The organism is Flavobacterium silvisoli (genome assembly GCF_004329815.1).
GTDB classification, from domain to species: Bacteria; Bacteroidota; Bacteroidia; order Flavobacteriales; family Flavobacteriaceae; genus Flavobacterium; species Flavobacterium silvisoli.
Genome location: NZ_SJPE01000013.1, coordinates 1 through 21,663, shown reverse-complemented (window position 1 = coordinate 21,663; position 21,663 = coordinate 1). Strand labels below are relative to the sequence as shown.

Genomic DNA, 21,663 nt, shown 5'->3' with positions numbered 1-21,663 from the left:
TTTCCCTCTTTTTCCGAACATGATTACAGCGCTTTCAATCGAGAATTTTGCATTGATAGAAAAATTAAATATTGATTTTTCCAACGGTTTTTCAATAATTACCGGAGAAACAGGAGCAGGAAAATCAATACTTTTAGGTGCATTAGGCTTGGTCTTGGGCAAAAGAGCCGATTTGACTTCACTTAAGAACAAAGACGAAAAATGCATAGTAGAGGCCCATTTTGCTATTGGCAAATACAACCTCCAATCGTTTTTTGAATCCAATGATCTAGATTATGAAGAGGAAACGATTATTCGTCGTGAAATTTTACCTTCAGGAAAATCAAGAGCTTTTGTTAACGACAGTCCGGTCAATCTGCAGCAACTGCAAGATTTGAGTTTTTACTTAATTGATGTTCATTCGCAACACCAAACATTGGAACTCTCTGAGGAAGAATTTCAGTTTACCATCATAGATGCAATTGCTAACAATCAGGAATTGATTGCTGACTTTCAATTGATTTTGAAAAAGTACAGAGCCGCTAAGACTGAATTGGAAAACAAAAAGTCAAGTCTTTCCGGTATTCTAAAAGAAAAAGATTATAATGAGTTTTTATACAACGAATTAGCGTCAGCTCAGCTAAAAGCCGGAGAGCTGGAAGAATTAGAACAGTCGTATGAAGCTTTAAACAACGTAGAGTTTATCAAAGAAAACCTTTCTGCTTTATTAGCACTCGCAAACGATGAGGAATTTGGACTGCTGAAAAATTTGAAAGAGTTTCGTTCAACACTTCAAAAAAACAGTAACTTTTCTGCTGATTATGGTTTGCTTTATGAAAGAACCAACTCGGTTTTAATTGAGTTTGACGATATTGTAAAAGAAATAAATCGTGCTTCAGAACTGGTTTTCAGCGATCCCGAAAAACTCGAATTAATCAATCAAAAATTGCAGTTGATTTACACGCTGCAGAAAAAGCATCAGGTATTGACCGTTGAAGAATTGTTGGGAATTCAAAACGAACTCGAAAATAAAGTCGTTTCAGTGGTGACTTTGGAACAAGAAATTGCGAAACTGGAAAATACAATTACTGATTTTGAAAAACAATTAGACGGTATTGCCGATAATATAAGCAAAAGCAGGAGGGAAGCCATTCCGGTTTTGACCGAAAAATTAATAGCAATTCTGGGTCAACTGGGGATGCCAAATGTAAGGTTCAAAATTGAGCTTATGGCAGCACGTGTTTACCACAATAACGGAAAAGACACCCTTCAGTTTTTATTTTCCGCCAATAAAGGAACCGATTTCGGATTATTGAAAAAAGTGGCTTCAGGCGGTGAAATGTCGAGAATTATGTTGGCGGTAAAATCTGTTTTAGCACAATATTCAAAATTACCAACGATTATTTTTGACGAAATAGACACGGGGGTTTCAGGTGAAATTGCCAATAAAATGGGTGAGATTATGAGAGATATGAGCCGAAGCATGCAGGTTTTTGCCATTACTCATCTTCCGCAAATTGCTGCCAAAGGAAATTGTCATTACAAAGTATTCAAAACAGTATCGGGCGAAAATACCATTTCAGAACTTAAATTATTGAACACAGAAGAACGCATCAGAGAAATAGCAGAAATGCTTTCAGGTAAAGAAATTTCGGATTCGGCATTGAATCATGCAAAAGCATTGCTGAACTAACCGTTTAAATTTACTACTTTTGTGCCACTTTTTAACTAAAATTTGCAACTTAATTTCAACAGAATATGATTATAGAACCAAGAATGCGAGGATTTATTTGTCTAACAGCCCATCCTGATGGTTGTGCGCAAAGTGTTAAAAATCAAATAGCTTATGTAAAATCAAAAGGTGCTATTGATGGTCCGAAAAAAGTTTTGGTTATCGGAGCTTCAACCGGTTTCGGATTAGCATCGAGAATCACCAGTGCCTTTGGTTCAGACGCTGCAACTATTGGCGTTTTCTTTGAAAAAGAACCTGCAGAAGGAAAAACGGCTACACCGGGTTGGTACAATTCAGCCGCTTTTGAAAATGAGGCTCATAACGCAGGATTGTATGCCAAGAGTATTAATGGTGATGCTTTTTCAAATGAAGTAAAGCAGGAAACCATTGATTTAATCAAGGCTGACCTGGGGCAAGTGGATTTAGTAATATACAGCTTAGCGTCTCCGGTTCGTATGCATCCGGTTACCGGGGTGTTACATCGTTCTGTTTTAAAACCTATCGGAAGTACATTTACCAATAAAACCGTTGATTTCCATACCGGAAACGTAAGCCAGGTTACTATAGAGCCGGCTAATGAGGAAGACATTAAAAATACCGTTGTTGTAATGGGAGGTGAAGATTGGGCTATGTGGATGGAAGCTTTGAATAAAGCTGGTGTTTTAGCTCAAGGAGCTACTACTATAGCTTATTCATACATAGGGCCGGAAGTTACTGAAGCTGTTTACAGAAAAGGGACTATCGGCAGAGCTAAAGATCATTTGGAAGCTACAGCTTTTGAAATTACAGACAGTTTGAAATCAATAGGATGTAAGGCTTATGTTTCGGTTAACAAAGCATTGGTAACCCAGGCAAGTTCTGCCATACCTGTAATTCCGTTGTACATTTCACTGCTGTATAAAACCATGAAAGCCGAAGGAATACATGAAGGTTGTATTGAACAAATTCAAAGACTTTTCGGAGAAAGACTTTATACCGGTAACGCAATCCCTACAGATGACAAAGGAAGAATCAGAATTGATGATTGGGAAATGAGAGAAGACATTCAAAATCAAATCAAAGCTTTGTGGGAAACAGCCACAACGGAAAATCTGAATGAAATTGGAGATTTAGCCGGTTATAAACAAGACTTTTTAAATCTTTTTGGTTTTGGATTTGATGGAGTGGATTACGATGCAAACACAAACGAAATGGTGCCTATTCCAAGTATCAAAAAATAGTTTAATTGTTAAATTAATAGTTATAACCTTTAAAAGCTCACAAATTGTTGTGAGCTTTTTTAATAATTTCTATCTTTATAGGCAATTAACTTTTAAACTATAACTTTTATGAAAAAAATTACATTTTTGTTCTTTTTTCTTCTTGGAGGGATTTTGTCGTCCTCTGCTCAGTTTAGCCAAAACTTCGACGCAGGTACAACAACCCCGGCAGGTTGGACAGTGAACAATGGAGGAGATCCAAACACTTGGACTTTTGGCGTTCCTAATGTAGGCACCGGAAACAGCGGTACCAACGTTGCGAAACTTATTTATGGTTCAACGGCTCACGATGATTATTTGATCACACCTCAATTTACCGTTACTGCAGGTGTAACAGATTTTTTGACGGTTTGGGCTAAACAAAGATCTAATACCTTCCCGGAACCTTTTGATATCTTATTGTCAACTGCAGGTACAGCAAGCTCAGATTTTACTACTACTATTGCCAGTACAGTTCAACCCAATACGAATTGGCAAAAGTTCAGCTATCCCTTAACGGCATATTTAGGGCAAACAGTTTACATTGCATTCAGAAGTACAACTACTGACGAATGGGAACTGTATCTCGATGACATCTCTGTTGGGGCTTTACCAAATCCGCTTGATTTTGTTAGCTTACAGTCACCTGCAACTGCAACTATTCCACAAGGTGGTAATGTTACCGTTTATGGACAAGTATCTGAGGCTGGTCTTACAGATGTTACTTCAGGACAAGCTCCAGGCATCCAAGCATGGGTAGGATACAGTTCAACCAACACTAATCCAAACACATGGACTAACTGGACTGCCGCAACTTTTGATATGGAAGTTGGTAATAATGACCAATACAAGGCTACAATTGGTTCGACATTAACCCAGGGAACCTATTATTATGCCACCCGTTTTTTACTAGGTAACGGAAGCTATTTTTACGGAGGAATTAACTCCAGTGAGGATGGTTCTTTTTGGGACGGAACTACTTTTTTAAGTGGAGTCCTTACTGTTACACCACCACCACCACCAGCAAACGACGAATGTTCAGGAGCTATTTCTTTGACTGTTAATCCTGACTATTTATGTGGAACCGTTACGCCGGGCACTGTTGTAGGAGCAACTGCTTCAAACGTTGATTCAGCTGTTTGTTCAGGAACTGAAGATGATGATGTTTGGTTTTCATTCGTTGCAACATCTACTTCACATAAAATCAGTATTTTGAATGCTTCGGGCTCTACAACAGACATGTACCATTCTTTATGGACAGGTTCTGATTGTAACAGTTTGACTTTGGTACCAGGTACCTGTTCAGATCCTGATAATAGTTTTCCTTCAGGTTTAACCATAGGACAAACTTATTATGTAAGAGTATATACCTACACAGCTACAACTGGTCAAAATACCACATTTAATATTTGTATTGGTACACCACCACCACCACCGGCCAATGATAATTGTTCAGGCGCTGTTGCATTAACCGTTAATCCGGATTACTCTTGTGCAGTAGTTACACCTGGAACTGTTTTAGGAGCAACAGCATCGCCTGTTGATGCTTCTGCTTGTTTTGGAACTGAAGATGATGATGTTTGGTTTTCATTCGTCGCCACATCTACAAATCATAAAATCAGTATCTTGAATGCTTCGGGTTCTACAACAGATATGTACCATTCATTATGGACAGGTTCTGATTGTGGTAGTTTAACATTAGTTCCTGGAACTTGTTCAGATCCTGAGACTAGTAATCCAAGTGGATTAACAATCGGTCAAACTTATTTCATAAGAGTTTACACTTATACCGCTACAGGTGGTCAAAATACAACTTTTAACATTTGTGTAGGTTCACCACCACCACCACCAGCGAATGATGATTGTTCAGGAGCTATTGGATTAACTGTAAATCCTGATTATTTGTGCGCTGTAGTTACTCCGGGTACAGTTGCAGGTGCGACTGCTTCAAATACTGACACTACTGCATGTTCAGGAGCAGAAGATGATGATGTTTGGTTCTCTTTTGAAGCAACAGCCACTGCACACAGAATCAGTCTTACTAATGTTTCCGGATCTGCAACAGATATGTACCACTCATTATGGACAGGTTCTGATTGCGGTAGTTTAACTTTGGTTCCGGGTTCATGTTCTGATGCTGACACTAGTAACCCATCAGGATTGACTGTTGGTCAAACTTATTTTGTACGAGTTAATACCTATACTGCTACAGGTGGCCAGAATACTACTTTTAATGTATGTGTCGGTACACCACCGCCACCGCCAACGAATGATGATTGTTCAGGCGCCATTACAGTTGCTTGTGGTTCGACGACTTTAGGTACAACAGAAGGAACAACCAATGAAGGTGTTGCTGTTTGTGGCATCGCTAATGTTACAACACAAAACACTAATGGAGTTTGGTATAAATATGTTGGAGATGGAAGTACAGTAACCGTAACAACTTGTTCACCAACTATAACAACAGGTGATTCAAGACTTGCTGTATTCACAGGAGCTTGTGGTAATTTGAATTGTATCGGCGGAAATGATGATTTGCAAACAGCAGGATGTTCTACCAATACATTGGCTTCAGGTGTAACTTTCAATACTGTTGCCGGTACTGATTACTACATATTGGTTTATGCTTATACTTCAAATGCATTAAACTTTGCTTTGACAGTAAACTGTGCTGCAGCATGTACTCCTGCTACAACCAATGATGAGTGTTCAACAGCTATGCCATTAACATTAGGTACTACAGTGACAGGCGCTAATAACTTATGTTCAACTGCGAGTTTAGATACAGCTTATCCAAGTTGCGGAAATCAATTCTTAGCCTATTATGATACTTGGTATGTGTTTGATTCTGCCTCAGCTACAAGCATTACTATTTCTTTGGCTAATCCGACAGGTGTTAATGGATATGCGTTGTATAGTGGTAACTGTGGATCATTAACTATGGTTACAGGATCTTGTACTACAACAGGAGGTACTCTTGCTCTAACAGGTTTAACACCTGCAACTACTTATTACTTAAGAGTATTCTCTACATCTCCTTCAAGCAGAGGAACCTATGATTTGACTGTTTCTAATACTTTAGGTAACAATTCATTTGATAACGGAAGTTTTACTTACTATCCTAATCCGGTGAAAAATGTTCTTAATTTATCGTACAACCAAGCCATATCAAATGTTGAAGTATTCAATATGTTAGGACAAAAAATGAGTTCAAACAAATTTAATGCGAATGAAGCTCAGGTTGACATGTCACACTTATCTGATGGAGCTTACATGGTAAAAGTAACTTCAGATGGACAAGTAAAAACAATCAAGGTTATCAAGCAATAATCTTATATAATTCTATTTAAATTTAAAAACCACCTAATTATTTAGGTGGTTTTTCTTTTTAATAAAACTTATCTTTGATAAAAATTTTAGCATGTTGTTTTCAATAATTATACCGGTTTATAATCGTCCAGACGAAGTTGATGAGCTTTTGGAAAGTTTAGTGAAGAGTGATTATTCTAAAGAATACGAAATTGTAATTGTTGAGGATGGCTCATCGGTAACATGTAAAGAAGTTGTTGAAAAATATCAAGACGTATTAAACATCTCTTATTATTTTAAAGAAAATTCAGGCCCGGGTGATTCACGAAATTACGGTATGAGAGTAGCAAAAGGAGACTATTATATCATTTTTGACTCTGATTGTATAATACCTAAGCAGTATTTATCGGAAGTTGAAAATGAATTGAATGCTAATTATGTTGATTGCTTTGGTGGTTCTGATGCTGCACTTGATTCATTTTCTAAAATTCAAAAGGCCATTAATTTTGCCATGACTTCATTTTTAACTACCGGCGGTATCAGAGGCGGATCTGAAAAATTAAACAAATTCCAACCGCGCAGTTTTAATATGGGTATTTCTAAAAAAGCTTTCCAAGCTTCTAATGGTTTCGGAAATATTCATCCGGGAGAAGATCCTGATTTATCCATCAGGCTATGGAAATTGGGTTTTCAAACAAGATTGTTTTCAAGAGCATTTGTATACCACAAAAGAAGAATCGATTGGGATAAATTCTCGCTGCAAGTGACAAAATTCGGAAAAGCCAGACCAATTTTAGATTCTTGGTATCCCGAATATAGTAAGATCACGTTTCTTTTTCCTTCTTTATTTGTTTTAGGATTTGTTTGTGCACTATTCTTGTTTTTATTTGGCATTGAATTTCCTATACTCTGCTACGCCTTTTATTATATTTTAATTTTTGTTTTTGCCAGCATTGAAAATAAAAGTATTGAAATTGGACTTTTGGCCCTGATAGCAGTCACAAAACAATTTTTCGGATATGGAAGAGGCTACTTAATTTCTTTTATCAAAATCAAACTTCAGAAAAGAAAACCGGAAGAAGCATTTCCGGAGTTATTTTTTAAAATAAAATCATGACCAAAATAATAGGACTGACCGGAGGAATAGGGAGTGGCAAAACGATGATTGCAAATTATATGAAGTCATTAGGTATTCCTGTTTATATTGCCGATGATGAAGCCAAAAACTTGATGGAGACCAGAGAAGTTATTGATGCTATCGTCAATGAGTTTGGTGATGAGATATTTGTGAACAACAGTCTCAACAGAGAAAAATTAGCTAAAATTGTCTTTACTGATCCGAATAAACTTCAAAAACTCAATGCTATTATTCATCCGGCTGTTAAAAAACACTTCGAAACTTGGTTGCATCATCATAGTACTTATCCGTTTGTAATAAAAGAAGCTGCAATATTATTTGAAAGCGGAAGCTATCGCGATTGTGATGCTGTAATAACTGTAACCGCTCCCTTAGAAACAAGAATCCAGAGAGTCATTGCACGCGACAAGACCAGTCGTGAAAACGTTTTGCAAAGAATGCAAAATCAATGGACCGACGAACAACGCATTGATCAAAGCGATTATGTAATTCATAATATTTCTGTTAAAGAAACCCAAAAACAAACTGATAAAATTCTTAAATTATTATAAAATCAATAATAATAGAATGAGATGTTAATGTTTGGTTAATGTATTTATCGTATAAATGTTAAAATGCTAAATTTGTTTGATGAATAAATTGTTTTTCCGATTACTTGTCATTTTAATGAGTTTATCCTTAATAGGTATAATACTTGTTCAGGTATATTGGTTTGATAAATCGTTTGAGAACAATCAGGAGCAATTTAAATTTCACGTAAAGCAGGTTCTTGGTAATGTTGCGGAAAAGTTGAATAATAATGAAATGTATACGTATTATGAACGTTACAATCATTTAAAAGACAGTACCGGTAAAATTCCGGATAAAAATGATTTCTTAGAATTGCGTCTTTATCAAAGAGACACCCGTACTAATGAAACTATTATCTATTCCAACAGCATCATTTCTGAAGACTATGGCATTACATCATCGTTCTTTGATACTAAAACGGATACCGTAAAAAAAATTAAAAGTTTATCTGCCAACAGAAAAACTGAAATTTATAACAAAGGTAACATCGACAATCTTTCTGCCAATCACACCATTACGCCCGATATCAAAATTGAAAAAAAGGGGCGTACTGACTTATTAGACTCTCAATTTGAAATGGTATTTAAAGACATTGCAGCTTTAAAGCCCATTCAGGAAAGGGTTTCCAGTGAAATGCTGCAGAAATTGCTTTTTGAAGAACTCAATAATTACGGAGTAAAAACTCCATTTGAATTCAACGTTTACAGCAACGGATTAGCCACAAAAATAAAATCGGAAAAGTTTAAATATGATAAAGAATCTACCTATTCCATTCCCATTTTTATTGATAATGACGGAGTAAATAAGTACCAGCTACTGGTAACTTTTCCACAAAAAGAGAAATTTTTATTCTCAGAACTGGTTGGTATTTGCATATTGTCAATCATTTTTACCCTCATCATCATTATCGCTTATTCAAATGCTTTGAGTCAGGTAATTAAACAGCGTCAGATATCGGAAATAAAAACCGATTTCATCAACAACATGACGCACGAGTTTAAAACACCTATAGCAACGATAAATTTAGCTTTAGACGCCATCAAAAACCCAAAAGTAATTGAGGACAAAGAAAAGGTTTATCGCTATTTGCAAATGATACGCGATGAAAACAAAAGAATGCATGCTCAGGTTGAAAACGTATTGCGCATTTCCAAGCTGGAGAAAAAAGAGTTAGAAATCAATAAAGAATCCAATAACATCCATGACATCATTGAAGACGCTATAGAACATGTTAACTTGATTGTAGAAGACAGAGGAGGAACCATTACAACGCATTTTGAAGCCACCAGAAATACTGCTCTGTTAAATGATGTACATTTTACCAATGTTATTGTAAATATACTGGACAATGCTATTAAATATTCGCCATTAGCACCGGTAATTGATATTTACACGGAAAACGTTAAAGATTTTATCATTATAAAAATTAAAGATCAGGGTGCCGGTATGACAAAAGCGGCCCAAAAAAGAATATTTGAAAAATTTTATCGCGAACACACCGGTGATTTGCACAATGTTAAAGGCCATGGTTTAGGCTTGGCTTATGTAAAAAGAATACTGGACGATCACAACAGTCAAATAACTGTTGAAAGCGAAAAAGGAAAAGGAAGCACATTTATAATTAAAGTCCCACTCATAAATTAACATATATGGAAACAAACAAAAAAATTCTTTTAGTAGAAGATGACCAGAACTTCGGAATAGTTTTGAGAGAGTATCTGACTCTAAATGATTTTGATGTAACCTTAGCCAAAAACGGCATGGAAGGTTTTGAAAAGTTCAAAAAAGACAATTTCGATTTGTGCATTTTGGATGTAATGATGCCTTACAAAGACGGTTATACTTTGGCTAAAGAAATAAGAGAAAAGAACAAAGATGTGCCATTGATTTTCTTAACAGCAAAGTCAATGAAAGAAGATGTAATGAAAGGATATAAAGTTGGTGCTGATGACTATTTAAACAAACCTTTTGACTCTGATGTATTGTTGATGAAAATCAAAGCAATCATCCAAAGAAAGTCAGCTGAAAATAAAAATGAACCGGCTAAATTTGAATTCCAAATAGGTAAATTCCTTTTAAATTCAAAGTTGCGTTACCTGAAATTCGGAGATCAAGAGCCAATCAAATTATCACCAAAAGAATCTGATTTGCTGAAAATGATGGCTACTTATGAAAATGATTTAATGCCAAGAGAATTGGCCTTAACCAAAATTTGGAGAGAAGATAATTACTTTACTTCCAGAAGTATGGACGTTTACATTGCCAAATTGCGTAAATACCTCAAAGAAGACCCGAACGTAGAAATCCTCAACATTCATGGCGAAGGATTCCGATTGGTAGTAAAAAAATAAGAAGAGGCTCTGGGAAACCGGAGCCTTTTTATTTTAAGTGTAACTGTAAAGCAAAATTAACTTTGTCTTCCCTATGAACGGCAAACGTTACTTGGCTTTCTGAATGGTGACTGCTTATGGTTACTGTGTCATTAAGAGAAACTTCTTTTAAATAATTCATTTCAAAACTCTCAATTTTTTGATTTTGAATTACAGTTAAATCCGCAGCATCCAAGCACCATTCTAAATACTTCACACTGTTGGCATGATTCACTATGTCTAAATCCGAAAGTTTTATCGTATGAGTGGCTTTGGGCTGCATTACATGTTGAAAATCGATTTTAGTAAAAGGATGTTGAGTAGCTCTGATTGGATATTTTTCAAAATGTTCATGCGGAAGAGCTAGTGATTCAGGTCGACGGGTATCGGTATTGAATACTGCCCAAAAGGTTTCGCATCCAATAATTTTTTCACCATTAAGATATACTTCCAAACAACGGATTGAACGGGAATTTTCCAATGAATTAATCCAGGTTTTTACCGTAACTGTATCTTTCCATTTTGGCAATCGCTTTATTTCAACCCGCATTCGGCTTAAAACCCATGCCTGATTATGTAGCTGCATGTCGGTAAAACTAATACCTCCTAATTCTGCATGTAACCCCGCAGTTAATTGCAGAATATTGCATAAATCGGTATACTTCAAGTACCCGTTGGGGTAACACTGAAGAAAATTGATGGTCCAATCCTGTTGCAATACAGAAGTAAAATTAGGTGCAATTGGCATTATTTAGTCTTAGATTGAATGTAATTGATGATTTTTTCTTGCTCGGTTAAATAATCAAACCAAACGGCATTTTCAGTTCTTTTAAACCAAGTCAACTGGCGTTTGGCAAAACGTCTTGTGTTTTTCTTAATTTCTTCTATGGCAAATTTCAAACTCACCTTACCGTCAAAATAGTCGAAAAGTTCACGATAGCCAACCGTTTGTAAAGCATTTAAATGTTTGTACGGATGCAAGGCTTTGGCTTCTTCTAAAAGTCCTTCCTTTATCATGATATCAACACGTTTATTGATTCGGTCGTACATAACCTCTCTTTCGGCTTCTAAACCTATAATGATAGGCATGAAGTGTCGATTGTTTTTCTTTTGACCTATAAAGCTCGAATAGGGTTTACCGGTTCCTAAACATACTTCGACAAAGCGTTTCATACGTTGTGGATTCTGAAGCGTTTGAGGATTTTCGGTCAGCAGTTTTTGATAATATTTGCCGTCAAATTCTTTCAACTTGTTTTGGAGGTAATCAATTCCAAGTAATTCAAAATCAGAATTTATTTTACTTCTTATAGTTGATTCTATATCTGGGAAATCATCAAAGCCTTTCAAAACGGCATCAACATACAGTCCCGATCCGCCAACCATGATTTGAACGTTGTTTGCAGAAAATAACTCGTCCAGTTTAGTTATAGCTTCCTGTTCAAAATCGCCCACAGTATAATTTTCAAAAATCGATTTGTTTTGTATGAAATAATGGGGAGCAGCATCCAATTCATCTTTATTGGGAGCTGCAGTTCCGATGCTCATTTCTTTAAAAAACTGTCGGCTGTCACAGGATAGAATACTACATTCGAAATGTTTTGCCAATGCAATGCTCAAGGAAGTTTTCCCTATGGCTGTCGGTCCGATTATGGTGATTAGATGATTCATGTTTTTAGCCCCGATAGGAGTGGCATCCTTTTGTTGTTCAACAAAAGATATAACGGATAGCGGGAAATAGCTTCAAATATTAAAAATTAATAATCTTCATAACCTTGTGACGACGCAAATATCCTTGGATGATGGTTCGTGTGTCGCGGTTGTTTTGCATCGGAATGATTAGGTTTTTGAGGATTTCGATGTTGTTCACTTGGTAATTCAAATCGAAGAAACAATAGCCTTTATAAATTCCGTTTTCAATTAAAACAGCACTGCGTTCATTCACATTTCTACCGCGATCAATGATGACCATATTTTTGTTTTCGAATTTCATTTCGTTGATGAATTCTTCCACACGCTCGTTGTATTCTTCGGGCGGCTCCTGGTTCAAACAAGCGCCTTTGCACTCTTTGATTTTAAGTTGAAAACAACCGTTTTTAGTTTCGTATAATCCGTTTATTTTTTGGCATAATTGATGCTCGGCAGTAATTCGGTGCAACAAATTCTTGCCTTCCTGCATAGAAGTAAAGGAGGTAATTTCTTTTTTTCTGCCATCGGCTTTTTGCACTTTCAGAGCCAAATATCCATTCGCATCTTTTTCAACATACAACGCGTATTGAAAAATGGTTTTGCGTTGCGCCCGATTGTATATGGGCTTGTTGATTTTGATTTCTTCACTTTCTTTGAGCAATGCAATCAACTCGCTGCCGGTTTCCTCATAAGTTACCGCAAACACATCACGCTGAATTTTTTTGCTTTTGCCCGAAGTTCCCGTAAAATGCTGGTTGATACGTTTCTTAATGTTTTTGCTTTTACCAATGTAAATCAAATCACCTTTCTCATTGTGAATGTAGTAAATACCGGTTTTGGTTGGCATACTTTCAACAATATCAAGCAATTTAGGAGACAATCCTTTTTTGATTTCGGCTTTGATTAAACTGATTAAAATTTCTTTCTCTACATCTTTTGCCAAAAGCATCTTAAACAGTTTAACCGTTGCCATAGCATCACCACTGGCACGATGCCTGTCGGTAACCGGTATGCCTAAAGAGCGAACCAATTTTCCTAAACTATAAGAGGCCTGACCCGGAATCAGTTTTTGTGATAATTCAACTGTACAAAGAGTAGGTTTGACATAATCATATCCCAATCGGGAGAACTCCGTGCGGAGAATTCGGTAATCAAAAGAGGCGTTGTGTGCTACTACAATACAATCCTGAGTAATTTCTATAACTCGTTTGGCTATTTCATAAAACTTAGGTGCAGAGCGCAACATGGCATTATTGATGCCGGTAAGTTTTACGACAAACGGCTGAATTGGCTTTTCGGGATTAACCAAGCTGATGAATTGATCCACCACTTCATGACCATCAAATTTATAGATGGCAATTTCAGTAATGCCTTCTTCGTTGAATTGGCCTCCGGTGGTTTCTATGTCGAGTATAGCGTACAACTTATGTGTTGGATTTTATCTGTTGCCAAAGATACTACTTCCTATGCGAACCATAGTACTGCCACATGCTATAGCCAATTGGTAGTCGCCGCTCATACCCATAGACAAAGTATTCAGCTGGCAGTTGACACTGTTCAGCGTTTTGTATTTATCAAAAATCGATTTCAGATGTTGAAATTCTCTTATTATTTGTTCTTGATTATCAGTGAAAGTAGCCATTCCCATCAATCCAATCACTTTAATTTTTTCCATAGCTTTGAATTCTTCGGAATTCAGTAATTCTTCCAGTTCATTTTCGTTCAAACCAAATTTTGTTTCTTCTTCGGCTATGTGAATTTGTAACAAACAATGGATCGTTTTTCGCCAACGAACCGCCTGACGATTGATTTCTTTCAGCAATTTCAAACTGTCAACTCCGTGAATCAGTTTCACGTAAGGAACCATATACTTCACCTTATTGGATTGTACATGGCCAATCATATGCCACTCGATATCCTTTGGCATTTGCTGCCATTTTTCGGTCATTTCCTGAATCTTATTTTCCCCAAAAATGCGCTGACCGGCTTGATAAGCTTCCATTAAATCAGTAACGGGCTTGGTTTTGGAAACAGCCACCAAGGTTACATGAGAGGGAAGTGAAGATTTTATTTCGAGAAGATTGTCTTTAATTGACATTTGTTTTCTGATTATAATTCATAAACCATTAGTCCGCTTCTGAACTTTGGTTCAATATAAGTGCTTTTGGGTGGCATGATTAAATTATTGTCGGCCAATGCTTTAATCTCAGATATATCGGAAGGGTAGAGCATGAAGCCTACTTCAAACTCACCTTCATCTACTAGTTCTTTAATCGTCAGAATGGATTGTTTTCCGGGGATGTACTCAATCCGCTCATCATTTCGTAAATCTTCAATACCTAATAAAGGTTGCAGAACTTTATCATACAAAATTTGCGCATCGAGGTTTTCCAGAATTGACGGTTGTTTGTTTTCTTGTTTGTAAAAAAGTGCATAAAAATTCCCATCCAAGTACATTCCGAATTCGAACTTGCTTTGTGGCTTCCACAATTCCTGTTCTTTATCTTTTATGATAAAGTTTTCGGCCAATTTTGTCAAAAAATCTTCTTTAGAAAAGCCATTCAAATCCCGAATGATTCGATTGTATTCGTAGATTTTCACATTGCTTTCAGCAATGAGAAAACTCATGAAATAGTTTAAATTCTGGTTGCCCAAATGTTTGTCTTCGTCATACAATAATTCGGCCGAAGCAGAACGGTGATGCCCATCGGCTATATACAACTCAGGTATATTTTCAAACTGTTTGGTCAGCCAATTGATTTCATCATCGGTATCAATTTTCCAAAGTTGATGTTTTTCTTTATTGGTGGTAGAATAGTTGTAAATAGGTTGGCTTTTTTTCTTTTTATCTATCCAGTCGTTCAGGATTTGATTATCAGGATAAGTAATTAAAACCGGCTCAGTATTGAAACCGGTTTGATGCAAGTAATCTTTAAAATATTCTACCCGATATTGCAGTGTGTCTTCGTGCTTTTTGATGACATTATTCTTGTAATCTTCAATAGAAGTGCCGGCAACAATACCGGTGAACGACTGCGCTTTAGTCTGAATTTCATAGAGAAAGAAAACTGCTTTGTCTTCTTCCATAAAAACACCATCTTCTTTGAAGTCCTGGTATTTATGAGCTACTCCTTTAAAACGCTTGTCCAACGTGATTTTTTGCGAATGCATATAAGCCGGATTGATGACATGCAAAAACGAATACGGATTAAAACTCAACCAAGCCGCTAACTCAGCCGAACTGTAATCGTCATAATTTCTGCAAGTGACCAATGCAACTTTATCGGGCGTAGGGCGAACCGCTTTGAAAGGAATTATTTTACTCATTTATTGAATTGATAATTACGAAAATTGTTTTGCTACTTTCTCTGCCTTTTTTGATTCGGAGTAATCGTAAAATCCTTCACCGGATTTAACGCCTAATTTACTGGCCATTACCATGTTTACTAAAAGCGGGCAGGGAGCATATTTCGGATTTTTAAATCCATCATACATTACGTTCAAAATAGAAAGACAAACATCCAACCCAATAAAATCGGCTAGTTGTAATGGCCCCATTGGATGAGCCATTCCTAATTTCATCACCGTATCTATTTCGCTTACACCAGCCACGCCGTTATATAATGTTTCGATGCTTTCGTTAATCATTGGCATCAGTATTCTGTTGGCCACAAAACCAGGGTAGTCATTTACTTCAGTTGGAGTTTTACCTAATTTTACCGATAAATCCATGATGATTTTTGTTACTTCATCAGAAGTGTTGTACCCGCGAATGATTTCAACCAATTTCATGATAGGCACCGGGTTCATGAAGTGCATCCCGATTACTCGTTCCGGATGAACCACCTGAGCGGCAATCTGAGTGATAGAAATTGAAGAGGTATTAGTCGCCAAAATCACATTGTGATCACATACCTCGCTCAGTTGTTTGAAGATGTTTAACTTCAAACCTACATTTTCTGTAGCGGCTTCCACCACTAAATCGGCTCCCACAACACCGTCTTTTACATCAGTGTAAGTGATGATGTTGCTTATGGTTTTGTGTTTATCTTCTTCTGTAATACTTCCTTTGGCTACCATTCGGTCTAAATTGGCAGCGATGGTCGCCATGCCTTTTTCCAGTGATTTTTCGGAAATATCAATTAATTTTACGGTAAAACCGCTTTGAGCAAAAGTGTGGGCAATTCCGTTGCCCATTGTTCCTGCGCCTATTACAGCTATTGTTTTCATTGTATTAGTTTAGTTTGTATTTTGTTTCATTGAATCGATGATCATGTAGGCTACGCGAAGAGCTTCTGTCCCGTCTTCCAGTGTAACTATAGGTGTGGTGTTGTTGGTAATGGCATCGGCAAAGGTTTCCAATTCATCTAAAATGGCGTTGTTTTGATGCACTTCGGGATTGGCAAAATAGATTTGTTTGCGTTTGCCTTCGGCATTTTGTAAAATCATATCAAAATCACCGGGAACTTCGGGAGCATCTTTCATTTTAACCACCTCACAGGTTTTATCTAAATAATCTACCGAAATATAAGCGTCTTTCTGAAAGAACCTCGATTTACGCATATTCTTCATCGAAATTCGGCTCGAAGTAATATTGGCTACACAGCCATTTTCGAATTCGATACGGGCATTTGAAATATCGGGGGACTGACTCAACACTGAAACACCGCTGGCATGCACCGATTTGATTTTGGATTTTACCACGCTCAAAATTGCGTCGATATCGTGAATCATTAAGTCTAAAACCACCGGCACATCTGTTCCGCGAGGATTAAATTCTGCCAATCGATGCGTTTCGATGAACATCGGATTATCAATCATGTCTTTTACTGCCGTAAAGGCCGGATTGAAGCGTTCAACATGTCCTACTTGTCCTTTAACGTTGTATTCTTTGGCCAACGCAATAATTTCTTCGGCTTCTTCAACAGTGGTGGAAATGGGTTTTTCTATAAAAACATGTTTGCCCGATTTGATGGCTACTTTGGCACATTTATAATGCGAGAGGGTAGGAGTAACAATATCAATAACATCAACAGCGTGGATTAGCTTAGCAATCGTATCAAATTGTTTATATCCAAATTCGGCTTCAATTTTAGCACCGTTTTCATGATTTTCGTCGTAAAAACCAACGAGTTCGTATTTTTCAGATTGTTGTAATAAACGCAAGTGTATTTTTCCGAGGTGACCGGCACCTAAAACGCCAACTTTTAGCATAAAAAAAAATTTTACCAAAAATAGAAATTAATTGATAAATGGGAATTGATAATTGATAATTTGTTTTCTATTTTTACCAAATAAATCCCAACCCAAATTGAAAGATACCAGTAAACATCAAGGACTTCGAAATCAATTAGCTAAGCAATTGGAAGAAAAAGGAATTACGGATAAAAATGTTTTAGATGCCATTCGTAAAATTCCGAGACATTTGTTTTTGAATTCCAGTTTTGAAGATTTTGCTTATCAGGATAAGGCATTTCCTATTGCTGCCAATCAAACCATTTCACAACCCTATACGGTGGCTTTTCAAACCGAATTACTTCAGGTTAAAAAGGATGATAAGATTCTGGAAATTGGTACAGGTTCGGGGTATCAAACTGCTGTTTTGGTGACTCTGGGAGCCAAAGTATATTCAGTAGAAAGACAAAACGAATTATTCAAAATCACTTCAACTTTATTGCCGAAGTTAGGCATTAGACCCAAACATTTATCTTTTGGAGATGGCTACAAAGGCTTGCCTAATTTTGCGCCGTTTGACAGCATTATAGTAACCGCAGGGGCTCCAATTATCCCGGAAGCATTGATGGCTCAATTGAAAGTAGGGGGAAGGCTGGTAATTCCGGTAGGCGAAAATGAGCAGGTCATGACCATGTTGATTCGCAAAAATGAAAGACAGTTTGAAAAGCACGAGTTTGGTGATTTCCGTTTTGTACCACTGTTGCAGGATAAAAATTAAAACGATTTTTTAATTCGGTCTAAATCGCGTTTGGTGTCTTGCTCTTTTAGACTCTCTCGTTTATCGTAGGTTTTCTTTCCGCGGCAGAGAGCTATATCTAACTTGGCAATTCCTTTTTCGTTAGTAAACAACTTGAGCGGAATGATGGTCAATCCTTTAGTGTCCATGGCTCTTTCCAACTTTTTCAACTCTCTTTTATTCAGCAACAACTTGCGTTCACTCTTTGCTTTGTGATTGAACTGATTACCATATAAATATTCATCAATTTGAGTATTGATGGCAAACAATTCATGGTTGTGAAACTCGCAAAATCCCTCGGTAATATTGGCTTTTCCCAATCGTATAGACTTAATTTCTGTACCGGTTAGGACAATACCCGCCGTGTAGGTTTCGATAATTTCATAATCGAACTTAGCGCGCTTGTTGAGTATGTTTACAGTTTTTAACATGGGATGGCAAATGTAATAAATTATTGCTGCAATTTGGGATGGAATTAGCAATAAAAAAAATAGGTGAACTATGATTTATATCAGTTTTTCGGCAAAATCTTCATTCTAATTTTGGTGTATAATTTAAAACCAATATTCAAAATGAAAAAATTATTAGTAGTAGCAGGAATTGCATTATTAAGTATAACTGCTCAAGCACAAGAAAAAGGTCAAGGTCTTAAAGGAGCATGGTGGGCTACCGCTCAATTTGGTTACCAACAAACAAAACAAGGAGATAATAAAGGCACCAATACTACCATTTTGCCTTTAGCCGGTTATTTCGTTACTCCATCCGTTACGGTAGGAGCCGGTGTGGGCATGATTAACATTAAATCAGAAAATGCCGCTGGTACTGCCGCTAATACTAACTTGCTAGTAGTAGAGCCGTTGGTTAGAAAATACTGGAATATAGCCGGTAACTTCTATTTCTTCGGACAATTGGCCGCACCGATTATTTCAGGTAAAGAAAAAGAAGCCAACACTAAAGTAAATCAGTATGGCTTGGCAATGTCGGGCGGTATCGATTTCTTCGTAACTAAAAATTTCTCGGTAGAGTTTTCGTATGACTTGGCCAACTTTACATCAACAACAATCAAACCGGATGGAGGAGACAAAACTACAGTTAACAATTTTTCGATTGCTCATGTAGCTTCTGCAGATCAAGCTTATATTGATGCTTTGGGAGGCAGTGCACCAAACTTGACCTCTCCATTATCTTTCGGGTTCAAATTCGTGTTTTAATTTATGAGTTAATAGGTTAGTAGTCTGATTTCGGTCGGACGCTAGGAACCGCCTTTCTTGATTGATTGGCGGTTTTTTTTATTACTTTTACGACATGCAAAACAACACCTCCAATAACCCGCTACACGGTATTACTCTACAAAATATGCTAGAGCAGCTTGTGGCCTTTTATGGTTTTGATACTTTGGGTGAATTGATTACAATCAGATGTTTTCGTGAAAATCCTTCGGTAAAATCGAGTCTGACTTTTTTGAGAAAAACAGATTGGGCCCGAAAAAAAGTAGAAAAACTCTACATAGATACCTTGCCTAAATTGAAAAACCAGTAATCATTTTTTAAAATTTCTTTTCAGCAAAGAATAGATTACGGTGTCCCAAAACTTACCATCCCAGTATTCATTTTCTAAAATATGAGCTTCTTTTACAAAGCCGTTTTTCTGTAAAACTCTTTCCGATGCGACATTGGCGGGATCAATAACGGCTTCAATGGAATGTAAATTCATTTGATTAAAACCATATGCAACAACCGCTTTAATGGCTTCGCTGATATACCCTTTGCCATTATATTGAGGCAAAGATATATAGCCGATTTCTGCCCGGTAATTTTCGGGTTGGATACGATAATGACCAATAATCCCAATGATTTTATTGCTTCCTTTGATGGTAATTCCCCAATTGATTCCGGTATTGTTTTCTATTTTTTCTTCAATCATAGCAATGTGTTCCAAAGCCTCTTCTTTGGTTTTGGCCAGCGGACGAGGAATATATTTCATCACCTCAGGATTTCCCCGCATTGCCAGTACTTCATCAACATCGTTTGTGTTCAGACGACGCAACAATAATCGTTCGGTTTCTAAATTTTGAAAGGGATGGAAGTTGATCATTAGCATAGAATTCTTTTGGATTAAATTTATAAAATTTCAATACTAAAATGATACTCTTTCTCAGAATTACTCTCTAATAATTGAATTCCTTCTTTTTCAGTAATAATTCCGGTAGAAGTAACCACATCCGAATAACCGGCCCATGGTTCGAGACAAATAAAGGGCGCTTGAGGTGGAGTCCAAATTCCCAAATTAGGAAAATCGTTAAACTTAAAATTCAGAATTGGTATTTTATTTTCAATAATTTGAATTTGTTTAGAATGTAACTTTTTAAAAATCAAGGCATCTTGTTCAAAAAGTGAATACGTAAGGGGTAAAAGATGGTCTTGAAGCTGAATCTCCTTCACATTTTCAGATAATAGATTGTTTTCCAAAGTATAGCTCATCAATCTTTCGTCTGATTCAAACCGCAAATGGTAAGTTTCAAAGGATTGATTCAGTGCAAAAGCAGGATGACCGCCAATAGAGTAGGGCATGACCGTAATACTATGATTGATTACTTTGTATGTAATTTGCAATTCACAATTGATGAGCTCATACGTCAGTTGCAATTCAAAATCAAATGGATAAATCAATTTTGTATTTGCATCAAATTGTAAACTAAACACTACTTTATCACTTGTTACGAATATCAGCTTAAAATCTTTGTCTCTGGCAAACCCATGTCGCGGTAATTCATATTTTTTACCATTGTATGTATATGAATTATTTTTCAGCGTTCCGACAATAGGAAAGAGAATAGGAGCGTGTTTCCCCCAATAATCAGGGTTTCCTTCCCAAATATACTCTCGCTCTGAATTGATATTTTGCAAAGATTGGAGTTCAGCTCCCTTGTTATTAATTGTTGCTTTTAGTGTTGAATTTGAGATGGTTGTAGTCAACTTTGAATTGTAATTTTAAACAGAATAATTTGTTTCGCAAATATATTTTTTTAATTTTATTCTGCCCATTAATCTATTACCAACTTAAATCTACAGACATGAAAACAAATTTCGAAACTATTGACAAGGAGAAAATACAACTTCTGTCATTTCCCTCTTCTGATGTTTTAGAATCACGTGAAGAAATTCAACAGCGTTTTTTTGATTTAAACAGAGCCCTAGCTTTAGGAAATTTAGAACATTCTAAAATTAAAATTTATTTTGAAGACAATCAATCCAAGAAAGTAGTTGAAACCACCGTTTGGGCAGTGACTGATCAACGGGTCATACTCAAACAGGGACATTCGATTCCGATAAACCGGATTTATAAATCAGCCTGATAAAAAAACCACTCTCTGGAGTGGTTTTTTAGTTTTGCAGGTATCCGATTAAAACAATCGAAAAACAATATATAAGTAAGAAATTATCTTATATAATAAAATAAAAAGTGTATTTCATCGATTTTATTTGTATTTTAAACGATAAAATATGTAGTATTGCTCAACCAAATCAAACAATACGTTCTGTCATTATTAATTAAATAAAGTGTTTGCCCCACATCTACTTTATTAAAAACTTAACCTACTACTATGAAAGCAAAAATGTTTAGAGCATTGTTGCCCTTAGCAATCGTGTTCGCTATGGTATCTTGTTCTT

The 21,663-nt window shown here is 36.5% G+C and carries 21 protein-coding genes; 11 read left to right on the top strand and 10 right to left on the bottom strand.

Translation table 11 applies throughout. From position 1 onward, the window contains the following. The first annotated feature begins 19 nt into the window (after positions 1-19). The 7 genes from recN to EZL74_RS10470 all read left to right on the top strand — a co-directional run bounded on the left by recN (position 20) and on the right by EZL74_RS10470 (position 10,317). The gene (recN, locus tag EZL74_RS10500) at positions 20-1,672 is read left to right on the top strand and encodes a DNA repair protein RecN (protein WP_131476568.1); all 1,653 of its coding nucleotides are present in this window, start codon (positions 20-22) and stop codon (positions 1,670-1,672) included. Between the two features lie 65 nt (positions 1,673-1,737). After that, the gene (fabV, locus tag EZL74_RS10495; protein WP_131476567.1) at positions 1,738-2,931 is read left to right on the top strand and encodes an enoyl-ACP reductase FabV; all 1,194 of its coding nucleotides are present in this window, start codon (positions 1,738-1,740) and stop codon (positions 2,929-2,931) included. A 108-nt stretch (positions 2,932-3,039) separates the two neighbouring features. After that, positions 3,040-6,279: a T9SS-dependent choice-of-anchor J family protein gene (locus tag EZL74_RS10490; RefSeq protein WP_131476566.1), complete on the top strand. Its 3,240-nt coding sequence runs from the start codon at positions 3,040-3,042 to the stop codon at positions 6,277-6,279. Positions 6,280-6,370: 91 nt separating this feature from the next. Next, entirely contained in the window at positions 6,371-7,375 is a 1,005-nt protein-coding gene (locus EZL74_RS10485) for a glycosyltransferase (RefSeq protein ID WP_131476565.1), read from the top strand. Next, positions 7,372-7,947: a dephospho-CoA kinase gene (gene coaE, locus EZL74_RS10480; RefSeq protein WP_131476564.1), complete on the top strand. Its 576-nt coding sequence runs from the start codon at positions 7,372-7,374 to the stop codon at positions 7,945-7,947. The genes EZL74_RS10485 and coaE overlap by 4 nt, the downstream gene beginning before the upstream one ends. Positions 7,948-8,026: 79 nt before the next feature. Next, a complete protein-coding gene (locus EZL74_RS10475; RefSeq protein ID WP_131476563.1) occupies positions 8,027-9,610 on the top strand; it encodes a sensor histidine kinase in 1,584 nt (527 codons plus the stop codon). 5 nt (positions 9,611-9,615) lie between these two features. Then, on the top strand, positions 9,616-10,317 hold the full coding sequence (locus tag EZL74_RS10470) for a response regulator transcription factor (protein ID WP_131476562.1): 702 nt from the start codon (positions 9,616-9,618) through the stop codon (positions 10,315-10,317). A 28-nt stretch (positions 10,318-10,345) separates the two neighbouring features. On the opposite strand, the gene EZL74_RS10465 is transcribed toward EZL74_RS10470, so the two are convergent. The 7 genes from EZL74_RS10465 to EZL74_RS10435 form a co-directional block, all read right to left on the bottom strand. Beyond that, complete coding sequence (locus EZL74_RS10465; RefSeq protein WP_131476561.1) at positions 10,346-11,083, bottom strand: acyl-[acyl-carrier-protein] thioesterase; 738 nt, start codon at positions 11,081-11,083, stop codon at positions 10,346-10,348. Beyond that, the gene (miaA, locus tag EZL74_RS10460) at positions 11,083-12,003 is read right to left on the bottom strand and encodes a tRNA (adenosine(37)-N6)-dimethylallyltransferase MiaA (RefSeq protein ID WP_131476560.1); all 921 of its coding nucleotides are present in this window, start codon (positions 12,001-12,003) and stop codon (positions 11,083-11,085) included. The genes EZL74_RS10465 and miaA overlap by 1 nt, the downstream gene beginning before the upstream one ends. 79 nt (positions 12,004-12,082) lie before the next feature. Beyond that, positions 12,083-13,444 carry an exonuclease domain-containing protein gene (locus EZL74_RS10455; protein ID WP_131476559.1) on the bottom strand — a complete coding sequence of 454 codons (1,362 nt, stop codon included), beginning with the start codon at positions 13,442-13,444 and terminating at the stop codon, positions 12,083-12,085. A gap of 15 nt (positions 13,445-13,459) precedes the next feature. Beyond that, positions 13,460-14,119, bottom strand: coding sequence for a YggS family pyridoxal phosphate-dependent enzyme (locus EZL74_RS10450; RefSeq protein ID WP_131476558.1), 660 nt, complete (start codon positions 14,117-14,119; stop codon positions 13,460-13,462). Between the two features lie 11 nt (positions 14,120-14,130). Then, positions 14,131-15,348 (bottom strand): DUF1015 domain-containing protein, encoded by a 1,218-nt coding sequence (locus EZL74_RS10445; protein ID WP_131476557.1) that lies wholly within the window; start codon positions 15,346-15,348, stop codon positions 14,131-14,133. Positions 15,349-15,363: 15 nt separating this feature from the next. Further along, on the bottom strand, positions 15,364-16,251 hold the full coding sequence (locus EZL74_RS10440; protein WP_131476556.1) for a 3-hydroxyacyl-CoA dehydrogenase family protein: 888 nt from the start codon (positions 16,249-16,251) through the stop codon (positions 15,364-15,366). A gap of 9 nt (positions 16,252-16,260) precedes the next feature. Then, positions 16,261-17,235 (bottom strand): Gfo/Idh/MocA family protein, encoded by a 975-nt coding sequence (locus EZL74_RS10435; protein ID WP_131476555.1) that lies wholly within the window; start codon positions 17,233-17,235, stop codon positions 16,261-16,263. Positions 17,236-17,332: 97 nt separating this feature from the next. Here EZL74_RS10435 and EZL74_RS10430 point away from each other — a divergent pair, with 97 nt between their 5' ends. Continuing rightward, complete coding sequence (locus EZL74_RS10430; RefSeq protein WP_131476554.1) at positions 17,333-17,974, top strand: protein-L-isoaspartate(D-aspartate) O-methyltransferase; 642 nt, start codon at positions 17,333-17,335, stop codon at positions 17,972-17,974. Here EZL74_RS10430 and smpB read toward each other — a convergent pair. Further along, positions 17,971-18,423, bottom strand: coding sequence for an SsrA-binding protein SmpB (gene smpB / locus EZL74_RS10425; RefSeq protein WP_131476553.1), 453 nt, complete (start codon positions 18,421-18,423; stop codon positions 17,971-17,973). The two genes, EZL74_RS10430 and smpB, sit on opposite strands and share 4 nt — an antisense overlap. A gap of 141 nt (positions 18,424-18,564) precedes the next feature. Here smpB and EZL74_RS10420 point away from each other — a divergent pair, with 141 nt between their 5' ends. Together EZL74_RS10420 and EZL74_RS10415 are read left to right on the top strand one after the other, a co-directional pair. Next, a complete protein-coding gene (locus tag EZL74_RS10420; protein ID WP_131476552.1) occupies positions 18,565-19,203 on the top strand; it encodes an outer membrane beta-barrel protein in 639 nt (212 codons plus the stop codon). A gap of 94 nt (positions 19,204-19,297) precedes the next feature. Continuing rightward, on the top strand, positions 19,298-19,531 hold the full coding sequence (locus EZL74_RS10415; protein ID WP_131476551.1) for a VF530 family protein: 234 nt from the start codon (positions 19,298-19,300) through the stop codon (positions 19,529-19,531). Here EZL74_RS10415 and EZL74_RS10410 read toward each other — a convergent pair whose 3' ends face one another. Both EZL74_RS10410 and EZL74_RS10405 read right to left on the bottom strand, forming a co-directional pair. Further along, positions 19,532-20,092 (bottom strand): GNAT family N-acetyltransferase, encoded by a 561-nt coding sequence (locus tag EZL74_RS10410; protein WP_131476550.1) that lies wholly within the window; start codon positions 20,090-20,092, stop codon positions 19,532-19,534. A gap of 20 nt (positions 20,093-20,112) precedes the next feature. Continuing rightward, positions 20,113-20,967, bottom strand: coding sequence for an aldose 1-epimerase family protein (locus tag EZL74_RS10405; RefSeq protein WP_131476549.1), 855 nt, complete (start codon positions 20,965-20,967; stop codon positions 20,113-20,115). Positions 20,968-21,065: 98 nt separating this feature from the next. Here EZL74_RS10405 and EZL74_RS10400 point away from each other — a divergent pair, with 98 nt between their 5' ends. Continuing rightward, positions 21,066-21,347 (top strand): hypothetical protein, encoded by a 282-nt coding sequence (locus EZL74_RS10400; protein WP_131476548.1) that lies wholly within the window; start codon positions 21,066-21,068, stop codon positions 21,345-21,347. Positions 21,348-21,663: the final 316 nt, after the last annotated feature.

What these genes read in the sequence shown, in the direction of transcription:
- EZL74_RS10475 (WP_131476563.1), top strand. Translation starts at nt 8,027, where the DNA reads ATGAATAAATTGTTTTTCCGATTACTTGTCATTTTAATGAGTTTATCC.
- EZL74_RS10470 (WP_131476562.1), top strand. Translation starts at nt 9,616, where the DNA reads ATGGAAACAAACAAAAAAATTCTTTTAGTAGAAGATGACCAGAACTTC.
- EZL74_RS10465 (WP_131476561.1), bottom strand. Translation starts at nt 11,083, where the DNA reads ATGCCAATTGCACCTAATTTTACTTCTGTATTGCAACAGGATTGGACC.
- EZL74_RS10450 (WP_131476558.1), bottom strand. Translation starts at nt 14,119, where the DNA reads ATGTCAATTAAAGACAATCTTCTCGAAATAAAATCTTCACTTCCCTCT.
- EZL74_RS10420 (WP_131476552.1), top strand. Translation starts at nt 18,565, where the DNA reads ATGAAAAAATTATTAGTAGTAGCAGGAATTGCATTATTAAGTATAACT.
- recN (WP_131476568.1), top strand. Translation starts at nt 20, where the DNA reads ATGATTACAGCGCTTTCAATCGAGAATTTTGCATTGATAGAAAAATTA.
- coaE (WP_131476564.1), top strand. Translation starts at nt 7,372, where the DNA reads ATGACCAAAATAATAGGACTGACCGGAGGAATAGGGAGTGGCAAAACG.
- EZL74_RS10415 (WP_131476551.1), top strand. Translation starts at nt 19,298, where the DNA reads ATGCAAAACAACACCTCCAATAACCCGCTACACGGTATTACTCTACAA.
- smpB (WP_131476553.1), bottom strand. Translation starts at nt 18,423, where the DNA reads ATGTTAAAAACTGTAAACATACTCAACAAGCGCGCTAAGTTCGATTAT.
- EZL74_RS10490 (WP_131476566.1), top strand. Translation starts at nt 3,040, where the DNA reads ATGAAAAAAATTACATTTTTGTTCTTTTTTCTTCTTGGAGGGATTTTG.
- miaA (WP_131476560.1), bottom strand. Translation starts at nt 12,003, where the DNA reads ATGAATCATCTAATCACCATAATCGGACCGACAGCCATAGGGAAAACT.
- EZL74_RS10440 (WP_131476556.1), bottom strand. Translation starts at nt 16,251, where the DNA reads ATGAAAACAATAGCTGTAATAGGCGCAGGAACAATGGGCAACGGAATT.
- EZL74_RS10485 (WP_131476565.1), top strand. Translation starts at nt 6,371, where the DNA reads ATGTTGTTTTCAATAATTATACCGGTTTATAATCGTCCAGACGAAGTT.
- EZL74_RS10435 (WP_131476555.1), bottom strand. Translation starts at nt 17,235, where the DNA reads ATGCTAAAAGTTGGCGTTTTAGGTGCCGGTCACCTCGGAAAAATACAC.
- EZL74_RS10400 (WP_131476548.1), top strand. Translation starts at nt 21,066, where the DNA reads ATGAAAACAAATTTCGAAACTATTGACAAGGAGAAAATACAACTTCTG.
- EZL74_RS10410 (WP_131476550.1), bottom strand. Translation starts at nt 20,092, where the DNA reads ATGCTAATGATCAACTTCCATCCCTTTCAAAATTTAGAAACCGAACGA.
- fabV (WP_131476567.1), top strand. Translation starts at nt 1,738, where the DNA reads ATGATTATAGAACCAAGAATGCGAGGATTTATTTGTCTAACAGCCCAT.
- EZL74_RS10445 (WP_131476557.1), bottom strand. Translation starts at nt 15,348, where the DNA reads ATGAGTAAAATAATTCCTTTCAAAGCGGTTCGCCCTACGCCCGATAAA.